General features: G+C 64.3%; 13 protein-coding genes and 1 pseudogene. 10 read left to right on the forward strand and 4 right to left on the reverse strand.

Going from position 1 to position 9,340, the window contains the following annotated elements:
* Positions 1–227 precede the first annotated feature (227 nt).
* A complete protein-coding gene (locus EN994_RS07545; RefSeq protein ID WP_063169759.1) occupies positions 228–1,436 on the reverse strand; it encodes a beta-ketoacyl-[acyl-carrier-protein] synthase family protein in 1,209 nt (402 codons plus the stop codon).
* 5 nt (positions 1,437–1,441) lie between these two features.
* A complete protein-coding gene (locus EN994_RS07550; protein WP_013528393.1) occupies positions 1,442–1,696 on the reverse strand; it encodes an acyl carrier protein in 255 nt (84 codons plus the stop codon).
* Between the two features lie 221 nt (positions 1,697–1,917).
* Between EN994_RS07550 and EN994_RS07555 the strand changes: the two genes are divergently transcribed.
* The 5 genes from EN994_RS07555 to EN994_RS07575 are packed head-to-tail and all read left to right on the forward strand — an operon-like array spanning position 1,918 to position 4,276.
* Positions 1,918–2,745: an urease accessory protein UreD gene (locus tag EN994_RS07555; RefSeq protein WP_082826622.1), complete on the forward strand. Its 828-nt coding sequence runs from the start codon at positions 1,918–1,920 to the stop codon at positions 2,743–2,745.
* A gap of 28 nt (positions 2,746–2,773) precedes the next feature.
* The gene (locus EN994_RS07560) at positions 2,774–3,076 is read left to right on the forward strand and encodes an urease subunit gamma (protein WP_013528395.1); all 303 of its coding nucleotides are present in this window, start codon (positions 2,774–2,776) and stop codon (positions 3,074–3,076) included.
* A 10-nt stretch (positions 3,077–3,086) separates the two neighbouring features.
* Positions 3,087–3,341 carry a DUF1272 domain-containing protein gene (locus tag EN994_RS07565; RefSeq protein ID WP_027161066.1) on the forward strand — a complete coding sequence of 85 codons (255 nt, stop codon included), beginning with the start codon at positions 3,087–3,089 and terminating at the stop codon, positions 3,339–3,341.
* Between the two features lie 33 nt (positions 3,342–3,374).
* Positions 3,375–3,962, forward strand: coding sequence for a HupE/UreJ family protein (locus tag EN994_RS07570; protein ID WP_063169757.1), 588 nt, complete (start codon positions 3,375–3,377; stop codon positions 3,960–3,962).
* Between the two features lie 8 nt (positions 3,963–3,970).
* Positions 3,971–4,276 (forward strand): urease subunit beta, encoded by a 306-nt coding sequence (locus EN994_RS07575; RefSeq protein WP_013528398.1) that lies wholly within the window; start codon positions 3,971–3,973, stop codon positions 4,274–4,276.
* Positions 4,277–4,296: 20 nt separating this feature from the next.
* On the opposite strand, the gene EN994_RS07580 is transcribed toward EN994_RS07575, so the two are convergent.
* Positions 4,297–4,785 carry a hypothetical protein gene (locus EN994_RS07580; protein ID WP_027161068.1) on the reverse strand — a complete coding sequence of 163 codons (489 nt, stop codon included), beginning with the start codon at positions 4,783–4,785 and terminating at the stop codon, positions 4,297–4,299.
* Positions 4,786–4,914: 129 nt separating this feature from the next.
* On the reverse strand, positions 4,915–5,298 hold the full coding sequence (locus tag EN994_RS07585; protein WP_063169756.1) for a hypothetical protein: 384 nt from the start codon (positions 5,296–5,298) through the stop codon (positions 4,915–4,917).
* A gap of 179 nt (positions 5,299–5,477) precedes the next feature.
* On the opposite strand from EN994_RS07585, the gene ureC reads away from it, so the two are divergent.
* From ureC to EN994_RS36810, 5 genes and pseudogenes are all read left to right on the forward strand, one after another.
* Positions 5,478–7,193 (forward strand): urease subunit alpha, encoded by a 1,716-nt coding sequence (gene ureC / locus EN994_RS07590; RefSeq protein ID WP_181172678.1) that lies wholly within the window; start codon positions 5,478–5,480, stop codon positions 7,191–7,193.
* Positions 7,194–7,285: 92 nt separating this feature from the next.
* Positions 7,286–7,879 carry a hypothetical protein gene (locus EN994_RS07595; RefSeq protein WP_027161070.1) on the forward strand — a complete coding sequence of 198 codons (594 nt, stop codon included), beginning with the start codon at positions 7,286–7,288 and terminating at the stop codon, positions 7,877–7,879.
* Positions 7,880–7,982: 103 nt separating this feature from the next.
* A complete protein-coding gene (ureE, locus tag EN994_RS07600; RefSeq protein ID WP_063169755.1) occupies positions 7,983–8,570 on the forward strand; it encodes an urease accessory protein UreE in 588 nt (195 codons plus the stop codon).
* On the forward strand, positions 8,563–9,234 hold the full coding sequence (locus tag EN994_RS07605) for an urease accessory protein UreF (protein ID WP_063170432.1): 672 nt from the start codon (positions 8,563–8,565) through the stop codon (positions 9,232–9,234). The genes ureE and EN994_RS07605 overlap by 8 nt, the downstream gene beginning before the upstream one ends.
* Positions 9,231–9,340, forward strand: a pseudogene (locus EN994_RS36810) (DUF3995 domain-containing protein); the annotation flags it as partial. The gene EN994_RS07605 and the pseudogene EN994_RS36810, both read left to right, overlap by 4 nt.

The raw sequence follows: 9,340 nt of genomic DNA on the forward strand, positions 1-9,340 counted from the left end.
GGAGCTGGTCCGGATGCTTGGCCGGCCAACGCGTTGCGATCGGAAAGGCGGACAGGTCTGCCATGGAAACTCCTGGATGAGGATTCGCGCCGAGCGGCGCGGTTTTGGCGGGTCGGCCAAGGATTAGACGCGGCGCACGGCACGATCAATATGGCGGCGAAGGGTTTCATCGTGCACGGACAGTCAACGGAATGGCCTGCCTGGGGCAGATCCGCCCGCCCCTTAGATCAGGCAGCCTTGAAGGCCAGCACGGCATTGGTGCCGCCGAACGCGAAGCCGTTGCTGATCGCGGCGCGCACCTTGCGCTCGCGCGGCACATTCGGCGTGACGTCGAGGTCGCAATCGGGATCGGCCTCACGAAAATTGGCCGTCGGCGGCACGATGCCTTCGCGGATCGCCATCACGCAGGCGATCATCTCCAGCGCACCCGATGCGCCGAGGCAATGGGCGTGCATCGACTTGGTCGACGACACCGAAAGCTTGTAGGCATGGTCGCCGAAGACGCGCTTGATCGCTGCCGTCTCGATCTGGTCGTTGGCCTTGGTGCCGGTGCCATGGGCATTGAGGTAGTCGACATCCTCGGGATTGAAGCCGGCATCGGCCAGGCAGGCGCGCATGGCCGCCGTCGGCCCTTCGACGGTCGGCGCGACAATGTCGGAGGCGTCGGCGGAGAGGCCGGCGCCGGCGACCTCGGCAAGGATGGTGGCGCCGCGCGCCATGGCGTGCTCATACGTCTCCAGGACCGCCATGCCGGCGCCCTCGCCGAGTGACAGTCCCTGGCGGTCGGCCGAGAATGGCCGGCAGGTGTCGGGCGCCAGCACGCGCAGTGCTTCCCAGCCCTTCAGGATGCCCCAGACCAGCGGCGCATCGGTGCCGCCGGCGACCATCACATCGGCGCGGCCAAGTCTGATCTGGTCGACAGCCGAGGCGATGGCGTGGTTGGACGACGAACAGGCCGAGGTGACGCCGAAGACCGGGCCGCGCAGGCCCAGATTCATGCTGACATGGCCAGAGGCCGCGCTTGGCATGACCTTTGGCACGGTGAAGATGCCAGCGCGGTTCTTGCCCTCGACCAGTATGGCGCGATAGCTCTCTTCGATCGCCTCCCAGCCGCAGACGCCGACGCCGACGACGGTGCCCATCCGATAGGTGGTGGCTTCAGTCGAGACCAGGCCGGCGTGCTGCATGGCTTCCCTGGCTGCGATCGTCGCCAGCAGGCTGAAGCGGTCCATCGACACGGTCTGCTTGCGGTCGATGCCGTGATCGGGAAGCGTCTTGATTTCGCAGCCGACCTTGACCTTCAGATCATGCAGTTGGGGACTTGTGATCTGGCCGATGGCCGAGCGGCCGGCGCGCATCTCGTTCCAGATCGCGGGCGCGCTGGTGCCGAGCCCGCAAATGCCGCCCATGCCGGTGATGACAACGCGCTGCCGCATTCAGTTCAGGCTTTTTTCGCGATCAGCGCGCGCACAGCTTCGACCATGTCGCCGACGTTCTTCAGATTGCTCCAGGCGTCGACCGTGTTCATCTCGATCTCGATGCCATACTCTTCCTCAAGATCGAAGATAATCTCCGTCAGCTCGAGCGAATGGATGCCAAGCGAGGTCAATTCGGTGGTGGTGGTGATTTCTTCGCCGCCCGGCTCGGCATGAGCCTTGATCTTCGCGATGATATCCGTTGCCAGCTGGTCGGCCATTCGGTTCCTTCCCCACTATCTCGCGTTTCCCGACGCCGACTGAGCAGCGCCCCTTTTTCTCCTGGTATCAAGCCGCCGTCGTCGTTTAATACCCCCGCCAAGCGCAGCATGACCGTACCAAGGTGGTTCCCTCTATAGAAACCGAAACGTTGTCAAGCAACAAGCTATATCGAACTCCATATCGACAAAGCCGCCGGAGTGCTTAACGTGCAGGCATGGATATGGGCGAACATGGCGGGATTTCGACGCAGCGCGTTGCGGGCGTGGCGCGGCTTTCCTGCGCGCTTGGCGAGGGCCGCACGCGCCTGCGGCGCCTCTATCAGGACGGCGCCGCCAAGATAAGAATGCCGGCCGTCTCGGCCGATCCGCTCGAAGCGGTGCTGATCAACACCGCCGGCGGAATGACGGGCGGCGACCGTATCGCCTGGGACGTGGATGTCGGCGCGGCCGCTTCGGCATCGATCACCACGCAGGCCTGCGAGAAGATCTACCGGGCGGCATCCGACCATGCCGAAGTGCGGGTCAATTTGTCGGTAGGCGAAAACGGCCGCATCGCCTGGCTGCCGCAGGAAACCATCGTCTTCGACAGGGCGGCCTTTGCCCGTACGCTCAACGTCGAGCTTGCCGTCGGCGCCGAGGCGCTGGTGCTGGAAGCCGCCGTCTTCGGCCGCCTGGCGATGGGCGAACGCGCCACGCAGGGCAACTTCCATGACCGCTGGCGTGTGCGTCAGGATGGCGCCCTCGTTCATGCCGAGGATTTCCGCATCGGGCCCGATATCGCCGCAACGCTCGATCGCCCGGCGGTTGCCGGCGGCGCGATCGCGGTGGCGACATTGCTTCTGGTGTCGCCGCGCGCCGAAGCCCTGCTCGATCCGGTTCTGGAGATCGTCGGCGACCAGGGCAGCGCCAGCGCCTGGTGCGTGAAGAAATCTGGCAAGCTTCTTGCGAGGCTCTACGCCGGGGATGGCTACCGACTGCGCCAGCGGCTGGTTCCACTCGTCGAATTGCTCAACGGAAGGGCGGGGTTGCCCAAATTATGGTCACTATAGGCCTGCCTCTACCAATCCAGGGAAACGCATGAACCTGACGCCGAGGGAAAAGGACAAGCTGCTGATCGCCATGGCGGCGATGGTGGCGCGCAAGCGGCTCGAACGCGGCGTCAAGCTCAACCATCCGGAAGCGATTGCGCTGATCACCGATTTCGTCGTCGAAGGCGCCCGCGACGGCCGTCCGGTCGCCGAACTGATGGAAGCCGGCGCTCATGTCGTCAGCCGCGCGCAAGTCATGGAAGGCATCGCCGAGATGATCCATGACGTGCAGGTCGAGGCGACGTTTCCCGACGGCACCAAGCTGGTGACCGTGCACGAACCGATCCGTTGAGGAGGACAGGATGCTGGAGCTGCGTCCCAACTGCGAATGCTGCGACAAGGACCTGCCGCCCGAGGCGACGGATGCGCTGATCTGCACCTTCGAGTGCACCTTTTGCGCCGGATGCGTGGAACAGGTGTTGGGCGGCATCTGCCCCAATTGCGGTGGTGGTTTTTCGGCGCGGCCGATCCGCCCGGCAGCGATGCTGAAGAAATATCCTGCGTCGAGCAAACGCGTACTCAAGGCCGAAGGCTGCGGCCCCCGCAAGGCGGCGTGAACACCAGACCGAGCAAAACGAAAGGCAAACAGAATGATATCCGCCAAACGCCTCTGCCTGTCGGCGATCCTGCTGCTGGCCGCCGCCCTGCCGGCCTATGCCCATGTCGGCCTGGGCACCACCTCCTCCTTCACGGCCGGCTTCATGCACCCGCTCTCCGGCCTCGATCACATGACGGTGATGATCGCGGTCGGGCTGTGGGCGGCGCTCAAGGGCGGCAAGGCGGTTCTTGCCTGGCCGGCTGCCTTTGTCGGCGTCATGGTGGTCGGCGGCGCGCTGGGCATGCTGCATATGCCGCTGCCCTTCGTCGAACCGGGCATACTGGCATCGGTCGTGACACTCGGACTGCTGGTGGCGCTGGCGATCGATCTGCCGGTCTCGGCCGGCGTCGCCATCATCGGCCTGTTCGCACTTTTCCACGGCCACGCGCATGGCACCGAGGTGCCGGAGAATGCCGGCGGGCTTGAATACATGGCCGGCTTTGCCACCGCCACGCTGTTGCTGCATGCCACCGGCATCGCCACCGGTCTCGGTCTCGGCATCCGGTTTCGTGGCCTGGCCCGCGCTGCCGGTGCCGCCTGCGCGGCGATCGGCATCGGTCTCGCCTTCGGCATCGTGTGAGGGTGACCATGATCCCCGGTGAAATCATCACGGTGGGCGGCGACATCGAGCTCAACAAGGGCCTGCAGACCGTCACCCTGAAAGTCGCCAACAGCGGCGACCGGCCGATCCAGGTCGGCAGCCACTACCATTTCTTCGAGACCAATGAGGGGCTGAAATTCGACCGTGAGCGCGCCAGGGGCATGCGCCTCGACATTGCCGCGGGCACGGCCATGCGCTTCGAGCCGGGCCAGGAGCGCGACGTCACGCTGGTGCCGCTCGGCGGCAAGCGCGAGGTCTACGGATTTCAGCAGAAGGTGATGGGCAAGCTGTGAGATCTTCCGGCGCGCTCAGCTCAGTTCGATGGCTTGGCCGCGGCGTAGATGACGATCTTTCCGGGATTGTCGAATTCGACGGCGAGGACATCCTGCGCCTGCACGCGCCGCGATTCGATGGCGTTGAACAGCAGCGCGTTGGCCTCGATCTCCTTGCGCAGCTCCGTAATGTCGTCCTGATGCTGCTTGACCTTGGCCTCGATCTCCGGCGGCGGGCCGCCTTCGCTGCGCGCGGCATCGGTGAGGAACACGATGTCGACCTTGTCGAGCTTGGATGTCTTGCGCACCGTGCCGATGTTTTCACGCGTGCGGTCGATCGCCGTGTTGACGTTGCCGGCCTCAGTGTTGGCCTTGGCCTCTTCCTGCTTGACCTGCGAGCCGACGATGCGATTGACGGTCTCCGTGCTTTCCAGTCCTTGCGCCTTCAGTCCGGCAGCAGCACCAGCCGCCGCCAGGAACGTCATGGCGGCGACTGCCTGCATTCTGGTCGAGAAAGAAGTGATCGCCATCGCTCGCTCCTGAGAGAAATCGTTTCGGGGCGCGGGTTAGCGCGAAAAGAACAAAACGAATCCCGCCCGGCGAAGGTTCCTTTCCCGATGCGGCCGGCCGGCCGGATGCCGGCCCGCCATGCCGTGGCGTCAGCTCGCCTTCTTGGTGATCAGGGTCAGTGCGCCATTGGGTTCCATACTGGCTGCGACCACCTGCGCCGAGGTCATTCCCTTGGCCTCGAGCGCCGACTTGACCTTGGGTGTGGCGTCGATCGAGCTGCGCAGTTTCTTCAAGCCGTCATCGCCGCGCTGGGCGATCACCTGGTTGACCTGCGTCTGGGTGTCCTTTGGCAACTCGGTGATGTCGACGATGTTGACGCTCTGGATCGTCGGCACCGCGGGCTGAGCCTGGGGCGTGGCTGGAGCAGGCGTTGCCGGCGCCGGAGCGGGCTGTGGCGCGGGTTGCTCCTGGGCACTGGCGGCGCCCGCCAGCATCAGGCTGGCGGCGGCGGCAAGAACTATCGTTTTGCGCATGGATTTTCCTTTCCATCGATTGGCAAACGGTCGGTCTGGGGTGACGCCCTAACCTCAACCGCCAAATGGGATCAGAAGGTGTCGCCCAGCAGGTCATTGCGTGACCATAGGATGGCAGCAATGTGCAGCCGCGCTTCAATCCAACCGCATTTCGGCAAACCGCATTTCGGGAGCAATCGCTGATGGCCAGAATTACCCGCGCCGCCTACGCGCAGATGTACGGCCCGACGGTCGGCGACAGAGTACGGCTTGCCGACACCGAACTGTTCATCGAGGTCGAGAAGGATCTCACCATCCATGGCGAAGAGGTGAAATTCGGCGGCGGCAAGGTGATCCGCGACGGCATGGGCCAGAGCCAGGTTTCCAGGGCGCAAGGCGCCGTCGATACCGTGATCACCAACGCGCTGGTGATCGATGCCAGTGCAGGCATCTTCAAGGCCGATGTCGGGCTTCGCGACGGGCGCATCGCGGCCATCGGCAAGGCCGGCAATCCGGACACGCAGGATGGCGTCACCATCATCATCGGCCCCGGCACCGAGATCATCGCCGGCGAAGGCAAGATCCTGACATCAGGCGGCTTCGACGCGCATATCCACTTCATCTGCCCGCAGCAGATCGAGGAAGCGCTGATGTCAGGCATCACCACCATGCTCGGCGGCGGCACGGGCCCGGCGCACGGCACGCTGGCCACCACCTGCACGCCGGGGCCATGGCACATGGCCCGCATGATCCAGTCCTTCGACGCCTTTCCGATGAACATCGGCCTGTCGGGCAAGGGCAATGCCTCGCTGCCCGCCGCGCTCGAGGAAATGGTGCTGGGCGGCGCCTGCTCGCTGAAGCTGCACGAGGACTGGGGCACGACGCCGGCGGCCATCGATTGCTGTCTGTCGGTCGCCGACGATTACGACGTGCAGGTGATGATCCACACCGACACACTGAACGAATCCGGCTTTGTCGAGAACACGGTCGCCGCCATCAAGGGCCGCACCATCCACGCCTTCCACACCGAGGGCGCCGGCGGCGGCCACGCGCCCGACATCATCAAGGTCTGCGGCCTGCCCAACGTCATCCCGTCCTCGACCAATCCGACGCGGCCCTACACGGTCAACACGCTGGCCGAGCATCTCGACATGCTGATGGTCTGCCATCATCTGTCGCCGTCGATCCCCGAAGACATCGCCTTTGCCGAAAGCCGCATCCGCAAGGAGACCATCGCGGCGGAAGACATTTTGCACGACATCGGCGCCTTCTCGATCATCTCGTCGGATTCGCAGGCCATGGGCCGCGTCGGCGAAGTCGCGATCCGGACCTGGCAGACCGCCGACAAGATGAAACGCCAGCGCGGCTCGCTGCCGCAGGAGACCGGCAACAACGACAATTTCCGCGTCCGCCGCTACATCGCCAAATACACGATCAACCCGGCCATCGCGCATGGGCTGTCGAAAGACATCGGCTCGATCGCGGTTGGCAAACGCGCCGACCTGGTGCTGTGGAACCCGGCCTTCTTCGGCGTCAAGCCGGACATGGTGCTGATCGGCGGCATGATCGCCGCAGCCCCGATGGGCGACCCCAACGCCTCGATCCCGACGCCGCAGCCGATGCATTACCGGCCGATGTTCGGCGCCTATGGCAAGGCCAGGACCAACTCGTCGGTGACGTTCGTTTCCAAGGCAGCGCTCGAGTCGGGACTGCATGGCAGGCTCGGTGTCGACAAGCAGTTCGTCGCCGTCGAAAACACCCGCGGCGGCATCGGCAAGCATTCGATGGTGCTCAACGACGCCACGCCGCATGTCGAGGTCGATCCGGAAACCTACGAGGTGCGCGCCGACGGCGAGTTGCTGACCTGCGAGCCGGCGACGGTGCTGCCGATGGCGCAACGGTATTTTCTGTTTTGAAGCGGCGCTTCCACCGGGCGAGCATTATCCGTTGCAGCCCTTGGTGGAAGGCAGCACTATGCGGCCAACCAACAGCTGCATTGTGATCGAGCATGACCACCGAAATCGCTTCCGCCCACGACATCTTCCCGCACATCCGCATCGTCATGGGCATGGTGATCGGGCTTGGTGTCGCCCGCCTGCTGTCGGGGGTGGCGCGCATCGTCCAGCATCCCGGCCAGTACAAGCTCTATACCGTGCATCTGGCCTGGGTCGTCTCGGTGCTCCTGATGCTGGTGCATTTCTGGTGGTGGGAGTTCGGCCTCTACGCCGTCGAGATCTGGACCTTCGGCAAATATTTGTTCATCATTTTCTACGCGATCACGCTGTTCCTGCTGTGCGCGCTTTTGTTTCCCGATTCGATGCTGGACTACACCAGCTACGAGGATTTCTTCTATTCGCGGCGGGCGTGGTTCTTCGGCCTGCTGGCGGCGACCTATCTGCTCGACGTGGTCGACACGCTGCTGAAGGGGCCGGAGCATTTCGCCCGCTTCGGCAGCGAGTATCTGTTCCGCACGCCCGTCTTCGTCGCGCTCTGCATCATCGCGATCCTGGTGCGCGACCGCCGCTTCCACATCGCCTTTGTCACGGCGGCGCTTATCTACCAGATATCGTTCATCCTGCGGCTCTTCGACACCATCGTCTGAACGAACGCGATGGTCTAGCTTTGTTGGGGAAAGGCAGGGTTCGACATGTACAAGGCCATTGGATCGCGCGTGTGCGGGCACAAGCAAATGGGAAATCCATGAAATGAAACTCAACCTCAACACCGACTTCACCAAATTCCCGCGCGTCGTCTCGGTGCTGTCCGCCGGCGCTGCCGGAACCACCCTACCGTCCGGCCGGGCCATTCTCGCCCATGACGAGCGGCATCTGCGCCGCCGGGCCATCGAACTTGCCGACGGCAGCAAGGTGCTGGTCGACCTGCCCGAACCCGTCGCCTTGAACGATGGCGACCGGCTGGTGCTGGAGAATGGCGGCCATATCGAGATCATCGCGGCACCGGAAGAGGTCTACGACATCCGCGCCCGCGATGGCGTGCATCTGGCCGAACTCGCCTGGCATATCGGCAACCGCCATCTCGCGGCAGGCATCGAGGCCGGACGCATCCTCATCCTGCGCGACCATGTCATCAAGGCGATGCTGGAGGGGCTGGGCGCCACCGTGACCGACGTTTCCGAACCGTTCAAGCCGGTGCGCGGCGCCTATTCCGGCCATGCTGGGCAAAGCCACGATCACGGCCATGCGCATGCGCACGCCGAAGCGCACAGCCATTCTCATGGCGAAGCGCATTCCCATTCGCACAGTCATGCCGGCCATCACCACGATCATGACTGACCAGCCTTCGAACATCGCCCTGCTGCGGCTGATGGCGTGGCTGTCGCCTGCCTTTCCGGTCGGCGGCTTTTCCTACAGCCATGGTCTCGAGCGGGCGGTGCATGACGGGTTGGTTGCCGATGCCGGGAGCCTCGCCGGCTGGCTGGAGACGCTGGTCGAGATGGGCTCGGGCTGGAACGACGCCGTGCTGTTCGCCGAGAGCTGGCGCCGAGCATGCGGCACCGGTGATCTCGATGAAGTGGCGGCACTCGCCGAAGCCCTGGCCGGCTCGCGCGAACGCCATACCGAGACCATGCTCCAGGGTGGAGCCTTCCTCAAAGCGGCGGCCGCCTGGCCTAATCCGGTGCTGGAGCGCCTGCCGGCCGAATGCGCCTATTGCGTCGCCGTCGGCGCCATTGCGGGTGGCAACGGCATCGCGCTTCAGGATGCGCTGTCAGCCTTCCTGCAAACCTTCTTCTCCAACCTTGTGCAGGCAGCGATCCGGCTTGGCATCGTCGGCCAGAGCGGCGCGACCACGTTGTTAGCCGGCTTCGAGCCGCTGGCCCTGGCGACCGCAAGCCGCGCCGCGCGCTCGACACTCGACGATCTCGGTGGCTGCGCCTTCGTCTCCGATGTCATGGCGATGAAGCATGAAACCCAATATTCGCGACTGTTCCGCTCATGATTTTTCTCGCCTTCTCGCTATCCTTTGTCCTGCTGCTGATCACCGTTCTGCATGTCTATTGGGGCCTTGGCGGCATCTGGCCGGGCCAGGACGCAGCCTCCTGCGC

The organism is Mesorhizobium sp. M7A.F.Ca.CA.002.09.1.1 (assembly GCF_003998555.1).
In the GTDB taxonomy this organism is placed as follows: Bacteria; Pseudomonadota; Alphaproteobacteria; order Rhizobiales; family Rhizobiaceae; genus Mesorhizobium; species Mesorhizobium ciceri.